At 66.0% G+C, this 18548-nt stretch carries 15 protein-coding genes; 9 read left to right on the top strand and 6 right to left on the bottom strand.

Annotation, left to right across the window (positions count from 1 at the left end):
• Positions 1 to 7: 7 nt before the first annotated feature.
• On the top strand, positions 8 to 1273 hold the full coding sequence (gene lysA, locus IC762_RS31640) for a diaminopimelate decarboxylase (protein WP_195786005.1): 1266 nt from the start codon (positions 8 to 10) through the stop codon (positions 1271 to 1273).
• Between the two features lie 174 nt (positions 1274 to 1447).
• On the opposite strand, the gene IC762_RS31635 is transcribed toward lysA, so the two are convergent.
• The 3 genes from IC762_RS31635 to IC762_RS31625 form a co-directional block, all read right to left on the bottom strand.
• A complete protein-coding gene (locus IC762_RS31635) occupies positions 1448 to 3181 on the bottom strand; it encodes a tannase/feruloyl esterase family alpha/beta hydrolase (RefSeq protein WP_195786004.1) in 1734 nt (577 codons plus the stop codon).
• Positions 3182 to 3392: 211 nt separating this feature from the next.
• Positions 3393 to 4301: an NAD(P)-dependent oxidoreductase gene (locus IC762_RS31630; protein ID WP_195790375.1), complete on the bottom strand. Its 909-nt coding sequence runs from the start codon at positions 4299 to 4301 to the stop codon at positions 3393 to 3395.
• A gap of 194 nt (positions 4302 to 4495) precedes the next feature.
• Positions 4496 to 4879: a carboxymuconolactone decarboxylase family protein gene (locus tag IC762_RS31625; RefSeq protein WP_195786003.1), complete on the bottom strand. Its 384-nt coding sequence runs from the start codon at positions 4877 to 4879 to the stop codon at positions 4496 to 4498.
• Positions 4880 to 5048: 169 nt separating this feature from the next.
• Between IC762_RS31625 and IC762_RS31620 the strand changes: the two genes are divergently transcribed.
• Together IC762_RS31620 and IC762_RS31615 are read left to right on the top strand one after the other, a co-directional pair.
• A complete protein-coding gene (locus IC762_RS31620) occupies positions 5049 to 7646 on the top strand; it encodes a TIGR02302 family protein (RefSeq protein ID WP_195786002.1) in 2598 nt (865 codons plus the stop codon).
• A gap of 174 nt (positions 7647 to 7820) precedes the next feature.
• Entirely contained in the window at positions 7821 to 9290 is a 1470-nt protein-coding gene (locus IC762_RS31615; protein WP_210338402.1) for an IS4 family transposase, read from the top strand.
• Positions 9291 to 9326: 36 nt separating this feature from the next.
• Here the strand turns inward: IC762_RS31615 and IC762_RS31610 are convergent, their stop codons facing one another.
• Entirely contained in the window at positions 9327 to 9704 is a 378-nt protein-coding gene (locus tag IC762_RS31610) for a response regulator (protein WP_195786001.1), read from the bottom strand.
• Positions 9705 to 9738: 34 nt separating this feature from the next.
• Positions 9739 to 10605 (bottom strand): MJ0042-type zinc finger domain-containing protein, encoded by an 867-nt coding sequence (locus IC762_RS31605; RefSeq protein ID WP_195786000.1) that lies wholly within the window; start codon positions 10603 to 10605, stop codon positions 9739 to 9741.
• Positions 10606 to 10775: 170 nt separating this feature from the next.
• On the opposite strand from IC762_RS31605, the gene ftsE reads away from it, so the two are divergent.
• The 6 genes from ftsE to IC762_RS31575 all read left to right on the top strand — a co-directional run bounded on the left by ftsE (position 10776) and on the right by IC762_RS31575 (position 16992).
• Positions 10776 to 11435: a cell division ATP-binding protein FtsE gene (ftsE, locus tag IC762_RS31600; protein WP_195785999.1), complete on the top strand. Its 660-nt coding sequence runs from the start codon at positions 10776 to 10778 to the stop codon at positions 11433 to 11435.
• Positions 11428 to 12399, top strand: coding sequence for a cell division protein FtsX (locus tag IC762_RS31595; protein ID WP_195785998.1), 972 nt, complete (start codon positions 11428 to 11430; stop codon positions 12397 to 12399). Before ftsE ends, IC762_RS31595 begins: the two co-directional genes overlap by 8 nt.
• Positions 12400 to 12542: 143 nt before the next feature.
• Positions 12543 to 13256, top strand: a complete 714-nt coding sequence (locus IC762_RS31590; RefSeq protein WP_195785997.1) for a YdcF family protein — start codon at positions 12543 to 12545, stop codon at positions 13254 to 13256.
• Positions 13257 to 13401: 145 nt separating this feature from the next.
• Positions 13402 to 14169 carry a lysophospholipid acyltransferase family protein gene (locus tag IC762_RS31585; protein WP_195785996.1) on the top strand — a complete coding sequence of 256 codons (768 nt, stop codon included), beginning with the start codon at positions 13402 to 13404 and terminating at the stop codon, positions 14167 to 14169.
• Positions 14170 to 14343: 174 nt separating this feature from the next.
• Complete coding sequence (locus IC762_RS31580; RefSeq protein WP_195785995.1) at positions 14344 to 16104, top strand: c-type cytochrome; 1761 nt, start codon at positions 14344 to 14346, stop codon at positions 16102 to 16104.
• A 12-nt stretch (positions 16105 to 16116) separates the two neighbouring features.
• A complete protein-coding gene (locus tag IC762_RS31575; protein ID WP_210338401.1) occupies positions 16117 to 16992 on the top strand; it encodes an SMP-30/gluconolactonase/LRE family protein in 876 nt (291 codons plus the stop codon).
• A 15-nt stretch (positions 16993 to 17007) separates the two neighbouring features.
• Here the strand turns inward: IC762_RS31575 and IC762_RS31570 are convergent, their stop codons facing one another.
• Positions 17008 to 18489 carry an aldehyde dehydrogenase gene (locus tag IC762_RS31570; protein WP_195785994.1) on the bottom strand — a complete coding sequence of 494 codons (1482 nt, stop codon included), beginning with the start codon at positions 18487 to 18489 and terminating at the stop codon, positions 17008 to 17010.
• Positions 18490 to 18548 lie beyond the last annotated feature (59 nt).

Genomic DNA, 18548 nt, shown 5'->3' with positions numbered 1-18548 from the left:
ACGCGCCATGAACCATTTCGACTATCGCAACGGCGTGCTGCACGCCGAAGCGGTCAATCTCATTGGGTTGGCGGAGGCCGTCGGCACGCCGTTCTATTGCTATTCGACGGCGACCCTGGAGCGGCACTACCGCGTCTTCACCGAAGCCTTCGCCGGCGAGAAGGCCGTCGTCTGCTACGCGATGAAGGCGAATTCCAACCAGTCGGTGCTGCGCACGCTGGCCAAGCTCGGCGCCGGCGCCGATGTGGTGTCCGGCGGCGAGTTGAAGCGGGCGCTGGCGGCCGGCATTCCGCCGTCGAAGATCCTGTTCTCCGGCGTCGGCAAGACCGAGGGCGAGCTGCGTGCCGCACTCGCGGCCGACATCCTCTGCATCAACGTCGAGTCCGAAGCCGAGCTCGAGCTGCTGTCGCGGCTCGCCGTCGAGATGAAGACAACGGCGCGCATCTCGGTGCGGGTCAATCCCGACGTCGATGCCGGCACCCATGCCAAGATCGCGACCGGCAAATCGGAGAACAAATTCGGCATTCCCCTGGCGCGGGCGCGCGAGGTCTATGCCCGCGCCGCCAAGCTGCCGGGCATCAAGGTCACCGGCACCGACGTGCATATCGGCAGCCAGATCACCGATCTCGGGCCGCTCGAGGCCGCCTTCCGTCTGCTCGCCGAGTTCGTCGAGACGCTGCGCGCCGACGGCCACGACATCTCGCACATCGATTTCGGCGGCGGCCTCGGCATTCCCTATCATCTCGACCGCGCCGCGCCGCCTCTGCCCGGCGAATATGCCGCGATGGTCAAGCGCGTGACCCACAATCTCGGCTGCACGCTGATGTTCGAGCCGGGCCGCATGATCGTCGGCAATGCCGGCATCCTCGTCACCCGCGTGATCTATGTGAAGCCGGGCGACGCCAAGAACTTCGTCATCATCGATGCCGCGATGAACGATCTGATCCGGCCGACGCTGTATGAAGCACATCACGACATCCTGCCGGTACGCCAGCCCGTGCCCGGCATGCCGACCATGATCGCCGACGTGGTCGGCCCGGTCTGCGAGACCGGTGACTACCTCGCGCTCGATCGCACGCTGCCACAGCCCAAGGCCGGCGATCTCATGGCGATCATGACCGCCGGCGCCTATGGCGCGGTGCAGTCCGGCACCTACAACACGCGCGCCTTGGTGCCGGAGGTGCTGGTCAAGGACGACCAGCACGCCGTGATCCGCCCGCGCATCGACGTCGACGCGCTGATCGCGATGGACAAGCCCGCACCGTGGCTGTGAGGCGCTAGCGGCGCCTCACTCTCGATGTCGTCCCGGCGACGGGACCCATAACCACCGAGCCTTGTCGTTGCGCTGTGCTGGGGCCACAGCTAATTCCAACCGCGAACAGCTGTGGTTATGAATCCCGGCTTTCGCCCGGACGACAGTTGTTGCTTGGCCGACCCGTCGCTTTCCTTACGGTCCGTATTTGGGCGCCGGCTTCTGGTTGAACTCGGTATCGTGCACGACGCAGCTGAAATTCGTCGCAGCGCTGGCGCTGCCGCTGCCGTCGTACTGCGCGACCTTGGGGAAGACGCAGAGCGGCCGGGTCATCTGCACCGCGGGCGGCGTATCGGCGACGAACTTTGTGGCGAGGATGGTGTCCGGCGCTGTGCCGCCCTCCACCCATTTGACCAGCGGGGTCAGCGCATCGAACGTGTTGGGGCCGGGCCCGCCGGAGCAGTGGTACATCCCCGGCACCATGAACAGTCTTGCGTAGTTCTGGGTTCGCTGCAGTCCTGAATTGCCGCCGCCCGGGAAGAAGCCGGCCTCCTGGACGGCGCGGCCCTCGTTGCCGACCAGCGCATTGAAGTAGTTGATGCTGCTCTGTGAGGGGATCAGCGGATCGGCCCAGCCGTGATACATGAGGAGCTTGCCGCCGCGCTCGCGGAACTCACCGAGATCGGTGCTGGTGGCATTCAGCACGCCCGCAAGCTGGTCGTCGACCTTGTCGAGGTCGCGGCCGAAATCGAAATTGGCAAAATTGGTCCGGCTCGCCGGATAGCCGAAGCTCGGGCCGAACACCCAGTAGAACAGGCCGTCGAAAGCCGGCTCCGGAAGTTGCTCCTGGAACGCCAGGCCGAGCGCGGTCACATCGTCGGTTTCGTTGCCGCGTTCGGAGCCCGGATTGACCAGCTGTCCGTGCGCGTCGAACGTTCCGGCGTAGTATTTTTGGATGGTCGTGACCTGGTCCGCCGTGAGGCATGCCGGCGGCAACTTGCCGCCTGAGCACAACAGCTGCTTCGGATCGAACCGGCAGTCGCGCGGATCGGTCAGGAACGGATCAGTGGCGGTGCCGCCGTCATGGCCGGCGCACTGCTTGAGCACGGCCTGGTTGATCAGGGTCATCTGGCCGGGCTGGATCAGCCGGCCGGGGCTCGCATGGGTGTTCTGCCAGCCGGCAAGTCCCGCCATGTGCAAATGGGTACGGTTGAACGCCGCCGCGCCGGCCAGGATGCCGTCATAGTCGTCGGGGAAGCGCTGCGCCTCCATCAGCGCATTCTGGCCGCCGGTCGAGCAGCCGGCGAAATAGGCCTTGTTGGAGCGCTGCCGGTAGAACGCGTTGACGATCTCCTTGCCGCGCACGGTCATCAGATGGATCGCGCGGTAGCCGAAATCCTTGATCCGCTCGGGATGCCCGAACAGGCCGGTCGAGGGTGAGGCCGGATCGCCGTATGCGATGGCGAGCGGATTGCCCATGTTGCCGTCAGAACCGCAGAACAGCGGGCTGCACCCCGAGGACCCGGTGCCGAGATCGCTGTTGGTCGCGGCAAAGCCGGCTTTGATGCCGGTGGCGAGCTCGCTGTAGGTGATCACGCCCTGGAACCCGCCGCCGCCGGTGCCGAGGAATCGGCCGTTCCAGCCGCTTTCGGGCAGCCAGACCTCGATCTTGATGGCGGAATCCGAACTCGGCGTCAGCGTCGCGATGACCCGGCAGAATGGTGGCAGGCCGGTGATGGTGGTCGGCGGGGCGCCGGGTGCGACGAAAGTGCCCGTGGTGTTGTCGGTCGCCGAATTGATCACGGTGTGTTGCAGCTGCAAGGATTGCAGATTGCTGCACGGGGTCGCCATTGCCGGCGAGCTTCCGATCGCGACACCGCCAAGCAGGGCCATGGTCGCGCCGACGAGAGTGGACGGATGACGTCTCATTTGATCCTCCCCGATTTTTGTCGTTATGGGGCAGGAAGGATAGCCGACGGAGATGACAACTCAAGGGTGAAGGCGTGGAAAGCGCGCAGGGGTTGTTTTCGTGATCGATGCACGAAATCGTAGGATGGGTGGAGCGAAGCGATACCCATCATCTCACCACGCGGAAGCAAGTTGATGGGTATCGCTGCGCTCCACCCATCCTACGCAACGACTATTTGGCAGCGTGACTGCCCTTTCCCCCGCCGACGATCACACCCGCCGCCTTCTCGATCGGCTTGATCGCGGCGGTGAAGTCCGACTCCGGGCCTTCCTCGCGGATGATCACTTCCCAGAGCCGGCCGACGGCTTCCGCAACTTCCATCGAGAGCCCGAGCTGCCGCATCTCCTCGACCGCGAGCCGCACGTCCTTCACCATCAAGCCGGTGGCAAAGCCGAAATCGAAGCTGCGCGGCAGCACCGCGCGCGGAAACTTGTCGCGGCTCGCGGTGTTCAGCCCGGAGCCGGCGTTGATGACGTCGATCATGACCGCCGGATCGAGCCCCGACTTGACGCCCATCACCACCGCTTCCGAGGTCGCGGCCATCGCGGTCGCGGACAGGAAATTGTTGGCGAGCTTCATGGTCTGGCCGGAGCCCGGCTTGGTGCCGATGAAGAACACTTTTCCGATCACGTCGAGTGCGGGCTTGAGCAACTCGAAATCGGCCTTCGGCCCCGACACCATCACCGCCAGCGTGCCCTTCTCGGCGCCGGCGACGCCGCCGGACACCGGGCTGTCGATCTGCACGATGTTCTTGCTTGCCAGCAGATCGTAGATCTTCACCGCCATCTGCGAGCCGACGGTGGAGAGATCGATGAAGCGCTTGACGCGCGTGCCCTCGATCACGCCGCCTGGGCCAGTCGCGACCTCGAGCGAGGCCTGCAGCGAGGGCAGGCTCGCCATCACGGTCTCGACCCGGTCGGCGACGTGCTTCGGCGACGTCGCGGCTTCCGCTCCGAGAGCCGTGAGCTTTTCGACGGCAGCCTTGCTGGTGTCGAACACGGTGAGCTTGTGGCCGGCCTCGATCAGCCGGCGCGCCATCGGGAAGCCCATCTTCCCGAGGCCGATGAATCCGATGTCCATGGTGGTGTTCTCTCTCTTCGTCATTGCGTGACGTCGCGTTTCGCAACTCGACGTCGTCCTGGCGAAAGCCAGGACCCATTACCCCAAATGCTGCTTGTTACAGTTTGCTGGGGCCACGGTCTTCGTAACGATTACATTCGGTGGTTATGGGTCCTGGCTTTCGCCAGGACGACGATGTGGAGGTGGCGTGCCGCTCACGCCTTGCCGTCGAGCTCGGCGAACACTTCGCGCGCAATCCGGAAACTGTCGACGCCGCAGGGAATGCCGGCATAGATCGACGCCTGCATGAAGATCTCGCGGATCTCGTCGCGGGACACGCCGTTGGTCAGCGCGCCCTTGATGTGCGCCTTCAGCTCGTGCGGGCGGTTGAGGATCGAGATCATGGCGAGGTTGAGCATGCTGCGGGTCTTGCGCGGCAATTCCTCGCGGCCCCACACCGCGCCCCAGCAATATTCGGTGACCAGTTCCTGGAACGGCTTGTTGAAGCTGTCGGAGTTCTTCAGCGCGTTGTTGACATAGGCCTCGCCGAGCACCGCCTTGCGGATCTCGAGCCCCTTGTCGTGCGTTTTCTGGTCCATGACGTTTCCTCATAGGTTAAGGCTGGTTCGCCCGGGACGTTACGGGGTCGAACCGCCGCAGTCACGTCTTGGTGTTATGCGTATTTCCCGGTGTGGGTTACGTCGCCAAGCGGGTGCCTCAATGGCGCCGCTGTGCTAGGCTGTTCTGCCGGCTACCCCGGAGATTTTATTGAGCGGTGCCAACATCGACCCGTCAGACAGCGCCTCACGCGACCTGCGCGACCGCGACGCGCTGGCGCGGCTGAAACTGACCGAAGCGCTGCAGCGGGCCAAATTCGCAATCGCGTGGGAACGAGCCTGGCCGGATCTGGCGCGGTTCCTTACGGTCGCTGGCCTGTTCCTGGTGGCGTCCTGGGCCGGGCTGTGGCTGGTGCTGCCGTTTGCCGCACGGCTGGCCGGCATTGCGCTGTTCGCCGTCGCAGCCCTTGCCGCGCTGTCGCCTTTGGTGCGCTTCCGCTGGCCGACCCGCGACGAGGGCCTGAGCCGGCTCGATCGCGGCGCCGGTATCCGCCATCGCCCGGCGACCACACTGTCCGACACGCTGACCAACCAGGATCCGTTTGCGCTGGCTTTGTGGCAGGCGCAGCGCGAGCGTACGCTGGCCTCGATCAAGCGGATCCGGGCCGGCCTGCCGAAGCCGCGGGTTTCGCTGCATGATCCCTGGGCGCTGCGCGCGCTGGTGATCGTGTTGCTGCTCGCGACCTATGTCGCGGCCGGCGACGAGCGCGGCCTGCGCATCGCCTCCGCCTTCGACTGGAACGGCATTATGGCGCCCGCGAACGTCCGGGTCGATGCCTGGGTGACGCCGCCGAACTACACCGGCAAGCCGCCGATCATCCTGTCGAACGCCAACAAGGATGCCAACGCGGCCGACAATAGTCCGCTCGCGGTGCCCGCCGGCAGCACGCTGCTGGTGCGCTCCAGCGGCGGCACCATCGATGTCGTCGCCGGCGGCGGCGTGACCGAAATCGCGGCCGGCGAAGAAGCGCCCAAGGGCACCAGCGAGCGGCATTTCAAGATCGCCGGCGACGGCACCGCGCATGTCCGCGCGCCGGCCGGCCAGCCGTTGTGGAAATTCACCGCGACCCCCGACCGGCCGCCGACCATTGCGCTGGCCAAGGATCCGGAGCGCCAGGCGCGGGGTTCGCTGCAGCTGTCCTACAAGCTCGACGACGATTACGGCATCACCGAAGCCCATGCCCAGTTCGCGCTGCGCCCGAGCGATGCGCCGAAGGATCCGGGCAGCCGCGACGACAAGGCGCAGCCAGTCCGGCCGCTGTTCGAGCCGCCGCAATTCGCGCTGGTGCTGCCGAATGCGCGCACCCGCAACGGCGTTGGCCAGATGGTCAAGGATCTGAGCGAGGACCCTTACGCCGGCGCCGACATGACGCTGACGCTGTCGGCCAAGGATGAGGCCGGCAACGAGGGCAAGAGCGAGCCGTTCAACATGCGGCTGCCGGAGCGGCTGTTCACCAAGCCCCTGGCGCGCGCGCTGATCGAGCAACGCCGGATCCTGGCACTCGACGCCAACCAGAACGGCCAGGTGTTCGCCGCGCTCGATGCGCTGATGATCGCGCCCGAGCTGTTCACGCCGGAGACCGGCCACTATCTCGGCCTCCACGATGTCAGCCGCGAGCTCGAGGCGGCGCGCACCGACGACCAGCTCCGCGGCGTCGTCGCGAGCCTGTGGGCGCTCGCGGTCACCATCGAGGATGGCAACATCTCCGACGTCGACAAGGCGCTGCGCGCGGCGCAGGACGCGCTCAAGCAGGCGCTGGAGCGTGGCGCCTCCGACGAGGAGATCAAGAAGCTCACCGAAAACCTGCGCGCAGCGCTGGACAAATATCTGCGTCAGCTCGCCGAGCAGTTCCGCAACAACCCGCAGCAGCTCAACCGGCCGCTCGATCCCAACACCAAGATGCTGACCCAGCGCGACCTCGACAGCCTGCTCAACAAGATGGAGCGGGATGCCAAGCGCGGCGACCGCGAGGCGGCGCTCGATGCCTTGAAGCAGCTCGACGAGCTGATGGAAGGGCTGCAGATGGCGCAGCCCGGCCAGGGCGACGACGACATGCAGCAGTCGCTCAACGAGCTCGGCGACATGATCCGCAAGCAGCAGCAGTTGCGCGACAAGACCTTCAAGCAGGGCCAGGATTCGCGCCGTGACCGCATGCGCGGCAAGCAGGGCGAGCAGTCGATGGGTGACCTGCAGCAGGACCAGCAGGCGCTGCGCGACCGCCTGAAGAAGCTGCAGGACGAGCTCGCCAAGCGCGGCATGGGGCCGGATCAGCGCGGTCAAAAAGGCCAGAAAGGCCAAAAGGGCGATTCCGCGCAGCAGGGCGATGAAAACGGCGACCAGGGCGATGACGGCGATGGCCTCGACCAGGCCGATTCCGCGATGGGCGATGCCGGCGGACGGCTAGGCGAAGGCAATGCCGATGGCGCGGTGGATTCGCAAGGCCGCGCCCTGGACGCGTTGCGCAAGGGGGCCAAGGACCTCGCCGACGCCATGCAGCCGGGCGATGGCGACCAGCCGGGCGACGCCAATGGTCGCGGCCGCCAGAAGGCCGGCGGCAACCAGACCGATCCGCTGGGCCGGCCGCTGCACGGCCGCGAACTCGGCGACGACTACACGGTGAAGATCCCCGGTGAGATCGATGTGCAGCGCGTCCGCCGCATCCTCGAGGAAATGCGCCGCCGCCTCGCCGACCCGTCACGGCCGCAGATCGAGCTCGACTATCTCGAACGGCTGCTGAAGGATTATTGAGCGGCAAGCGTCACGCCAATGTCGTCAATCGCGCAAGTGAGGTGAGCACATTGGTCCGGCTCCCTCCCCCCTTGCGGGGGAGGGTTGGGGAGAGGGGTGGCCCCGGGCGCGATGATCGATGGAGCGCGGCCTTGGCAATTCTGATCGGGCTTAGACAGGTGGAGAGAGCACGTCGTGTGGTACCCCTCTCCCCCAACCCTCCCCCGCAAGGGGGGCTACGGGAGCCCCGAAAGTGATTCCCCGGAGTTTGTGAATGTGATTCAAGGCCTTTCGACCTGTTTGGACGAGAGGCCTGCGATGTCTTTTGGCGATGTTCGGGTTGCGGAGCGGGCTGATTGGCTGATCGAGCGGGTGGCGACGGCGGGGACGCTGGTGCTACGCAAATTGGGGGAGACGCGCGCGGGCGAGAAGGCCGTGCATCGGTTTCTGTCTTCGCCCCATGTTTCGGTCGATCGGATTGTGGAAACGTTGGCCGGGCGGACTGCGGTTCAATGCGCCGGTCGCCGCATTCTGGCTGTCCAGGACACGACCGAGATCAATTTTGGCGGTCGTGACAAGAAGCGGCGGGGCTTCGGACCTGCCGGCGATGGCCAAACCCCTGGCTTCTTCATCCATCCAGTGATTGCCGTCGATATCGAAAGCGAAGCCGTGGTCGGTCTTGTCGATGCGGCGATCTGGACGCGGTCTGCGGATCGCGTCACGTCGCGCCGCAATCGCGCGATCGAGGATAAGGAATCGGCGCGTTGGCTGTTGGGCTGTCAGGCCACGGCAAGCGTGCTGTCCGATGCCGCCGAGGTGACAATGGTGGCCGATCGCGAAAGCGACATTTACCTGCTGTTTGCCCGCAAACCGGAGCGGCTCGATCTGATCGTGCGCGCCGGTCAGGATCGATCTTTGCTCGGTGGGGGAACGCTCTTTGGGGCGCTTGCCAGTGCTGAAGTGCTGAGCAGAAGCGAGGTCCGCGTGGCGCCGCGCGGGCCTGGTGACAAAGGGCGCGTCGCGACCGTCGAACTCCGCGCGGGCTCGGTGCACATCGCCCGCTCACAAAGTCTGGGGCAATCCGAGGCGGCCGGCAGCGTCGAACTCACCTTGGTGGAAGCACGAGAGGTCGATGCGCCGTCAGGCAAGACGCCGTTGTTGTGGCGCCTACTCACGACCCGCACCGTCACTTGTGCGACCGAGGCTGAACACGTCGTCCGCCTCTATCGCTTGCGCTGGCGCATCGAACAAGTCTTCCGCGCCCTCAAGAGCGACGGCTTGGCCCTCGACGACAGCCAAGTCGTCGACGCCGAGCGGATGTTTAATCTGACCGCCATCGCGCTCGCTGGCGCGATTCGGACGATCCAGCTTGTCGATGCCAGAGACGGCAGCCTCCGCCCGGCAACCGATGTCATTGACGAAAGCTTCGCCGTCGCGCTCGAGCACCTGTCAAAAAAGCTCGAGGGCAAAACGCTACGGCAGAAAAACCCGCATCCTATCGGCTCGCTTGCCTTCGTCTCATGGATCGCGGCCCGTCTCGGCGGATGGAATTGCTACTACAAGCCTCCAGGACCAAAGACCATGCGCGACGGCTGGAACCGCCTTGCCGCAACACTCGACGGCTATGCCCTTGCTACACAGTCACAAAATCCGGGAATCCCCTAGCGCAAGGGGGGAGGGAGCCCGGGTAGGGTGCTCACCTCACGGTGACTTCCGCGCCGCCAGCGCATCCGCCACCGCGGTGCGGATATCCGCCACCGCGAATGGCTTTGTCACCACGTCGTGCACGATCGCTTCCAGGCCCGAGGCGCGTTCGCGCTGGGCGGCGAAGCCGGTCATCAGCAGGATCTTCAGTTGCGGGAAATCGCGCGCCGCAGTCAGCGCCAGCGCGATGCCGTCCATCACGGGCATCTGGATGTCGGTCAGCAACAGGTCGAACGCGCCCGCTTCGCGGGTCAGGATCTCCAGCGCCTCGGCGCCGTCCTGCGCGGTGACGATCTCGTGGCCGTCCATTGCGATCGCGCGCGCCACCAGCGAGCGCATCGAGTCTTCGTCGTCGGCAATCAGGACGCGGGGCATGAGGGTCGATTGGTTTGCATAGGCGCTCGCAGGCTCAGGCGCGGCCGCCGCCGAGATCGTGCTTGTTGAAGAAACGTACGTCGATATTGCGGCCTTCGGGCGGCGGCGAGGCGAGGCGCGACTTGAAATAGGCGCGTTCGCCGGGGTTCAGCACCGACTGCTCCAACACCGCGTTCCAGGCGTAGATTTCGGCGCCCTGCGTGTCGCGCACCGCAAAGCGCAGCCGCGGCAGCTCGACCGGCTTGCGGGTCTGCCCCACGATCATGCCCTCGATCACCAGCACCGGTTTGCCGTCGACGGTCTCGTTGGTGATCTTGAGGTCCTTGAAGGCGAGCCCGCGCAGATTCACGTCGAGTCCGACCATTCTGTAGAACAGCGCCGTCTGCGGCAGCAGGCGCACCACGTCGCTGCGCCAGACCACCAGCGCGATGATCAGCGCGGCCATCGCCGCGCAGGTGGTCGGCAGCGCGCCGATTTGGGGCAGGAAGCGGATCCGGGGCAGCGACGGCAGGCGGAACAGGCTCCGAAGCCGGGGCAGCCCGAGACGGCGCCGGGTTCCGGTCGCGCCCTCGACACCGGCATGGGCCTCGGCATCCTCCTTGGCGACCTGCGGCCACCCGGCGGCGTCCTCGGCCGGCCAGTCGGCCGAGATCGAGGGGCTGTCGACCACCGGGGTTTCGTCAGCCTCCGCCTGGCCCATCGCCTCCCATTCGGTGGCGAGGTCGGAGCCGGCGGATGGGCCGGCCGCCGCCATGGCCGAAACCGTCTCCTCCAGCGCGTCCTCGGGCCGGGCCAGCCAGACCTCCTTGCAGCGGGAACAGCGGACGGTGCGTCCGGTCTCGCCCAGGGTGGACGGCTTAACGGCGTAGGATGTTGTACAATGTGGGCAAACGATCTGCATGGAGCCGAATCTCGACCGTGACTCTGCCTCGATGCTACTTAGCGACCGTTAACGAATCGGAAACCATAACCGACGCACAACCCCTTTGTGCCTTTCGCGGCCGGTCGGCCGGTCGCGGCGGCCATTGTGCGGGGTATTGGGCTGTCGGCCCTCTCGAACGGAGCTAGCGCTTGGTTCGGTTCGAACATGTCGGTCTGCGTTACGGGCTTGGCCCGGAGATTTTGCGCGACCTCTCCTTCACGGTGCCGGCGCACTCGTTCCAGTTCCTGACCGGCCCGTCGGGCGCCGGCAAGACCTCGTTGCTGCGGCTGTTGTTCCTGTCGCTGCGGCCGACCCGCGGGCTGGTCAATCTGTTCGGCCACGACGTCTCGCTGCTCTCCAAGGACCAGGTCGCCGATTTGCGCAAACGCATCGGCATCGTGCTGCAGGATTTCCGCCTGCTCGACCACATGACGACCTATGAAAATGTCGCGCTGCCGTTCCGGGTGATGGGGCGCGAGGAATCGAGCTATCGCCGCGAGGTGATCGACCTGCTGAAATGGGTCGGGCTCGGCGAACGGATGGATGCGCTGCCGCCGATCCTGTCGGGCGGTGAGAAGCAGCGCGCGGCGATCGCCCGCGCGGTGATCTCGCGGCCGCAGCTGCTGCTGGCGGACGAGCCGACCGGCAGCGTCGACCCGACGCTCGGGCGCCGCCTGCTGCGGCTGTTCATCGAGCTCAACAAATCGGGCACCGCGGTCATCATAGCGACCCACGACATCACGCTGATGGATCAATACGAGGCGCGGCGGCTGGTGCTGCATCAGGGACGGCTGCACATCTATGAGTAGGAGCGGCGACGAGCAGGTCTCATTGGTCGATCTCGGGCGCGAGCGTCCGCAGCTCCCGGCGATGGCGCGCAACATGTCGCCGATCGTGCCGCGCGCCTCGATCTCCGGCCGCGCGCTGGTCGCCGTCGTCGCGATCATGACCTTCCTGGCGTCGCTGACCACCGGCACCGTGCTTTTGGTCAGCGCGTCGGCCGCGGAATGGCAATCGGAGGTCTCGAGCGAGATCACGATCCAGGTGCGGCCCGCGCCCGGCCGCGATCTCGACCGCGATTCGCAGGCCGCGGCGGACGCGATGCGGGCGCAGTCCGGCATCGTCGAGGTGCGTCCGTTCAGCAAGGAGGAGTCCGCGAAACTGCTGGAGCCATGGCTCGGCAGTGGGCTCTCGATCGACGAGCTGCCGGTGCCCCGCGTCATCGTGGCGCGGCTGCAGCCCGGCACCACGCTCGATCTCGCAGGCTTGCGCGCGCGGGTGACGCAGGCGGCGCCGACCGCGAGCGTCGACGATCACCGCGCCTGGATCGAACGGATGCGCTCGATGAGCGGGGCCACGGTGTTTGCCGGCCTCGGCATCCTCGGGCTCGTCATCATCGCCACCATCATCTCGGTCTCGTTTGCCACCCGCGGCGCGATGGCGGCGAACCGGCCGATCGTCGAGGTGCTGCATTTCGTCGGCGCCGGCGACACCTACATCGCCAACCGCTTCCTGCGGCATTTCCTCAGGCTCGGCCTCGAAGGCGGGCTGATCGGCGGCGGTGCGGCGATGCTGGCGTTCGGCTTCTCGGAGTCGATCGCCAACTGGTTCTCCGGCACGCCGGTAGGCGACCAGTTCGCGGCGCTGCTCGGCACCTTCTCGCTGCGTCCGTCGGGCTATCTGGTGCTGGCGCTACAGGCAGTGGTGATCGCTGCGATCACGGCATGGGCGTCGCGGCGCACGCTGTTTGCGACGCTCGATGACATCGATTGAGACTGTGGGCGGTGTCGCGGTTTCGAAGGGTTGCCGGACGGTGATCCTGCACGCTTTATGTTGCCGCCCGTTGCGGCAAAACCGGTTTCCACTTTTGCGGATCATGCTCTAAAATCCCGGCGGGGGAAGGATATCTGCATCACATGAGCTCGCAGTCCGACGAGACGTTGCCGAACGGCCGTGCCGCGCGTCCGCGCGGCTGGCTGCGCGCACTCATCGTCACGACGCTGGCGGTGGCCTTCGTCGCCGCGGCGGTGGGCTTCGTCAGCTTCCTGTCGCAATTGCGCGGCGTCGAGACCGATCCGCCGCGCAACGCCGACGGCATCGTGGTGCTGACCGGCGGCTCGTCGCGGGTGTCGGACGCGATGGAGCTGCTTGCCGCGGGTTACGGCAAGCGGCTGCTGATCTCGGGCGTGCATCCGACCAACGACGTCAGCGATATCTCGCGCTCGCTGCCGGAAGGCCAGCAGAAATGGCTGCGCTGCTGCGTCGATCTCGACCGTTCCGCGGTCAACACCCGCAGCAATGCGGCGGAGACACGGCGCTGGGCGCGCGAGCGCGGCTTCACCTCGCTGATCGTGGTGACCTCGAACTACCACATGCCGCGCGCGATCGTGGAACTGTCGCATGCGATGCCCGACCTCACCCTGATCCCGTTCGCCGTGGTCGGCGACAAATGGCGCGACGAGCCGTGGTGGACGAGTGGCGCGACGTTCCGTCTCCTGCTATCGGAATACGCCAAATACGTCGCCGCCGAGCTGCGGGTGCGGCTGGCCGATATCGGGCTCGATCTGACCTCCGATCTCGGCGAGCCGGTGGTTACCCCGCGCCGCCCGGCCACCGCGCAGGCGAATTGATGATATTGGCACCGTCATTCCGGGATGGTGCGCAAGCACCAGACAGGGAATCTCGAGATTCTCTGGTGCGCAAGTGCGCACCAGAGTTCGATGCTTCGCACCGTCCCGGAATGCCGGCGGATACTACAAAGGACAGTCGTTGAGAATGACGTCGATCTTCCTGCGCTCGCTGATCTTCAACGTGCTGTTCTATCTGGTGCTGGTGCTGCTTTGCATCGTCGCGCTGCCGACGCTGCTGCTGCCGCGGAGCGCGCTGATGGCGCTGGAAGCGGCGTGGGCCAGCACCAGCCTGTTCCTGATGCGCGTGGTCTGCAACATCCGGATCGAATTCCGCGGCCTCGAAAAGATTCCGCAGGGCCCGCTGATCATCGCCTCCAAGCATCAGTCGTTCTGGGAGACTTTCGCGCTGGTGCGCTTCTTTGCGCACCCGCTGTTCATCCTCAAGCGCGAGCTGATCATGATCCCGGTGTTCGGCTGGTACCTGAAAAAGGCCGGCATGATCTCGGTCGAGCGCGGCGGCGGCCCGCGCTCGCTGATCAAGACGCTGAAGCGCGCCGCGGCCGAGGTGAAGCTCGGCCGCCAGCTCGTGATCTTTCCGGAAGGCACCCGTACCGCGCCCGGTGCGCCGCCTGCCTACAAGGCCGGCGTCGCGCAGATCTATGCCGAGAGCGGCGTGCCGTGCCTGCCGATCGCGCTCAATTCCGGCCTGTTCTGGCCGCGCCGCACCTTCATGCGTTATCCCGGCACGCTGGTGGTCGAATTTCTCGATCCGCTGCCGCCGGGCCTGCCGCGCGACGAGTTCATGGCCCGCCTGCGCGATGCGATCGAGACCGCGACGACCCGCATCGTCGATGATGCGCGTGCAGAGCAGGCGCGATTGTTCGGCGGCGTGCCGAGCCCGGCCAAGGGCTGAGACGCAAGCAGGCTCGACCCGCCGTTGAACCTTTGATCACGAAGGTTTGACGCCGAGATGGCATGCAGTTTCAGCGTGTCGGCGTTTCAACATCAGCGCTGTATATTGTGGGAGATAACGCCAGCCGTACGAGCCAGCGCGAGTTCCGACAGCACAAGAAAATGGGGAGACAAGATGTCGTCAAGCAAGCGCATCCACATCAGCATCAAGGGTTGCCCGGCGATCTTTGCTCTCGCTCTCGCCGCAGTGATTGCCCCCCGTGGCGCGGCTGCCGCGGAGTGTCAGAACCAGGATGCCGGCATCACGCTCTCGCCCGGGTTCTGCGCGACGATCTTTGCCGACAATCTCGGCCACGTTCGCCATCTCGCGGTCACCGATGACAACGTCGTCTATGCCAACACCTGGAGCGGTCGCTACTATCACAACGATGCGCCGCCGCCCGGTGGATTCCTGCTCGCGCTCAAGGACTCAAGGGGCACCGGAAGGGCCGACGTCGTGCAACGGTTCGGCCCGGATAAGGCCGCAGGCGCAGCCGGCGGCACCGGGATCGCCGTCTACAACAATGCGGTTTATGCCGAGCTGAACGACAAGATCGTCCGCTACGCCCGCGTGCCCGGCGAAATCGCGCCGGCGGGCGAAGCGAAAACCGTGGTGTCCGGCATGCCGCTGACCGGCGATCATCCGATGCATCCGTTCATCATCGATGCCAAAGGCAATCTGTTCGTCGACCTGGGATCGGCGACCAATGCCTGCCAGGCCGACAATCGCATGCCGCTCTCGCCGGGCCACAAGCCCTGCACCGAGCTCGAGACGCGCGCCGGCACCTGGCGCTACGATGCCAGCAAAACCGATCAGGCCTTCTCGGCGGCCGAGCGCTACGCAACCGGCATCCGCAATGGCGAAGGATATGGCATCGATCGGGAGGGCCGGCTTTATGTCACGCAGCACGGCCGCGATCAGCTGTCGCAGAACTGGTCCAAGCTTTACACCGTCGAGCAGGGCGTCGAGCTGCCGGCCGAAGAGGTCGTCGAGCTGAAACAAGGCGGCGATTACGGCTGGCCCGAGTGCTATTACGACCAGGATCAAAAGAAGCTGGTGCTTGCGCCGGAATATGGCGGCGACGGCGGCAAGACGGTCGGGCTCTGCGCCGACAAGCTGGCACCGGCCGCCGCCTTTCCCGGCCATTGGGCGCCCAACGACCTGCTGATCTACACCGGCACGCAATTCCCGAAGCCGTACCAGGACGGTGCGTTCATCGCGTTCCACGGCTCATGGAATCGCGCGCCCCGCGACCAGGCCGGCTATGACGTCATCTTCCAGCCGATGAAGGACGGCAAGGCCGCCGGAGACTATGTCGTGTTCGCGGACGGCTTTGCAGGCGCCCACAAGGATCCCGGGCGGGCCGCGTTCCGGCCGAGCGGCCTTGCGCTGGGACCGGACGGCGCGGTCTACATTGCCGACGACGTGCATGGTCGCATCTGGCGCGTGACCTACGGTGGCGATCCCGCCAACGCCAAGGTGGCCGGAGCGCCGGCCCCCGCGACGGCGGTGGGTCCGGGCGGTGCGGCCGTTCCGCCGGAAGGCACGCACGCAGACGCCGGCCGTGACACGCCGAATCTTCCGGTGCCGCCTGGCGCCACCAAGGACCAGGTCGCGCTTGGCGACCGTATCTTCCACGGCGAAGCCAGCAACGGGACCTGCAGTGGCTGTCACGGGTCCGATGCAAAGGGGACATCGGTCGGTCCAGATCTCGCGTCCGGCAATTGGGTGTTCGGCGACGGCAGTCTTGCGGCGATCACCAAGACCGTGACCAGCGGCGTGCCGCGTCCGCGCAACTACAGCGGCGCCATGCCGCCGAAGGGCGGCGCCGAACTGTCGGATGCCGACGTTGCTGCGGTGTCGGCCTATGTCTGGGCGATCAGCCACACCAACTAGCGGGAAATGATCATGCGCTTCTCCCTGCTGCTGTGCGCCGCTGCACTGGTTTGCTCCAGCGCGGTGGCGGCCGAGCCCAAGCTGGTCGTGACGACCGATCCGCAGTCACAGCCGGAGAGCGTGACGGCGACGCCCGACGGTGCATTGATTCTCGGCAGCGCCAGCAAGCCGGTGATCTACCGCGCGGCTACGGGCGCGACCCGTGCGGACGTCTTCGTCGACGCGAGCGGAGATGGCAGCAATGTGAGCTTTCTCGGCGTCCTGGCGGATGCGGCGACCGACACGCTATGGGCCTGTGAGATCATCGGTGTCCCCGGCGCCAAGGATCGCCATTCGATCCTGCGCAGCTTCGATCTGACCAGCGCTGCACCGAAGTTGCGTTGGCCGCTGCCCGGTGACACCAATCTCTGCAACGATTTTACGATCGGTCCGGATCGCGCGCTTTACATCAGCGATACCTTCGGCAGCCGAATCTTTCGCCTCAAGCCGGGTGCCTCGGAGCCCGAGTTGCTGATCCAGGACCGTACCCTCGATGGCATCGACGGCATCGCCTTCCTGGGCAACGAGCTCTACGTCAACAACGTGATCTCGAACAATCTGTACCGGATTCCGCTGGATCAAACCGGCAAGGCGGCGCCGCCCGTGCAGATCTGGCCGGACCGGCCGATCAAGGGACCGGACGGCATGCGCGCCCATGGCGGCAAGCTTTACGTTGCGGAAAACAAGAATGGCCGCGCCAGCGCGATCACGGTCAACGGCGATCAGGCGACCGTCGTCACCATTCTCGACGGCCTCACGCAGCCGACGGCCATCGAGCCGGCCGGCGATACGTTGTGGGTCGGCGATCGCGGCAAGGACAAGGCGATCGCCTTGCCCATGCCGCATTGAGCATGGATCGCCCGATCACCGCATCACGAACGGATTGGCCGGCACGTCCGTCGCCGTCGAGATCCAGACGCTCTTGGTCTCCTGATATTCGCGCACCGCGTCGATGCCGCTTTCGCGGCCGACGCCGGAATGCTTCATGCCGCCGAACGGCATCATGTAGCTGATGGCGCGGTAGGTGTTGACCCACACCGTGCCGGCGCGCAGCTGCTTCGGCACGCGGATGGCGCGGGCGAGGTCCCTGGTCCAGATGCCGGCGGCAAGGCCGTAGATGGTGTCGTTGGCGATCCGGATCGCGTCTTCCTCGGTGTCGAAGGCGATGATCGACAGCACCGGGCCGAACACTTCCTCGCGCGCGATCCGCATCGTGTTGTCGACGTCGGTGAAGATGGTCGGCTCGACGAACTGGCCGCCCTGGATGCCGTCGCCCGACGCCGGCTTGCCGCCGAGCAGGCAGCGCGCGCCCTCGGCCTTCGCGATATCGATGTAGTCGAGCACCTTCTTGTACTGCGCCGGCGTCGTGACCGGGCCGATATTGGTGTCGGACTTCATGGGATCGCCGATCTTGGCGGATTTCGCCAGCTCCAGCACGCGTTCGACGAATTTCTCCTTGATCGAGCTCTGCACCAAGAGGCGCGAGCCGGCGATGCAGGTCTGGCCGGTCGCGGCGAAGATGCCGGAGATCGCGCCGGCCGCGGCCGCCGTGAGATCGGCATCCTCGAACACGATGTTGGGCGACTTGCCGCCAAGCTCGAGCGATACGCGCTTCAGGCTCTTCGCCGCGGTCTCGTAGACCTTGGCGCCGGTCGTGTCCGATCCGGTGAAGGTGATCTTGGCGACGCCGGGATGCGAGATCAGCGCGGAGCCGGCCTCGGGGCCGAAGCCGGTCACCACGTTGAAGATGCCGTCGGGAATCCCGGCCTCCTTGGTCAGGCCTGCGAATTCCAGCGTGCTGGCCGAGGTGAATTCCGACGGCTTGACGACGACGGCGCAGCCGGCGGCGAGCGCGGCGGCGCATTTCCAGGCGACGAACAACAGCGGCGAATTCCACGCGGTCAGCGCCGCGACCACGCCGACCGGCTCGTGCGTCGTGTAGGCGAAGGTCTCGGCCTTGTCGATCGGCACCAGGCCGCCCTCGAGCTTGTCGACGAGGCCGCCATAGTACCACCACCATTCGGAATGGTAGCGGACCTGGCCCAGCATCTCGGCCATCAGCTTGCCGTTGTCGCGCACCTCGATCTCGGCGAGCCGCTCGGCATTGGCGGCGACGAGGTCGCCGAGCTTGCGCATCACCTTGCCGCGGGCGGATGCCGTCATGTTCGCCCACGGGCCGCGCCACATCGCCTCGTTGGCGGCCTTGACCGCTCTGTCGGCATCGGCCGCCGAGCCGCGCGGGATTTTCGCCCACGCCTCGCCGCGATAGGGATCGATGGTCTCGAACCACTCGCCATTGGCGGGGTCGACATACTGGCCGTTGATGTAGAGCTGATAGGTCTTCACGGATACCTCCCGGTCGCGATCGCGTCGATTGGCGAAACGCTAGCACGCATTGCGCGACG

The sequence above is a fragment of the Bradyrhizobium genosp. L genome, assembly GCF_015624485.1.
In the GTDB taxonomy this organism is placed as follows: Bacteria; Pseudomonadota; Alphaproteobacteria; order Rhizobiales; family Xanthobacteraceae; genus Bradyrhizobium.
Note: the sequence above shows the minus strand (reverse complement) of the source record. Positions and strands in the feature narration are given on the sequence as shown.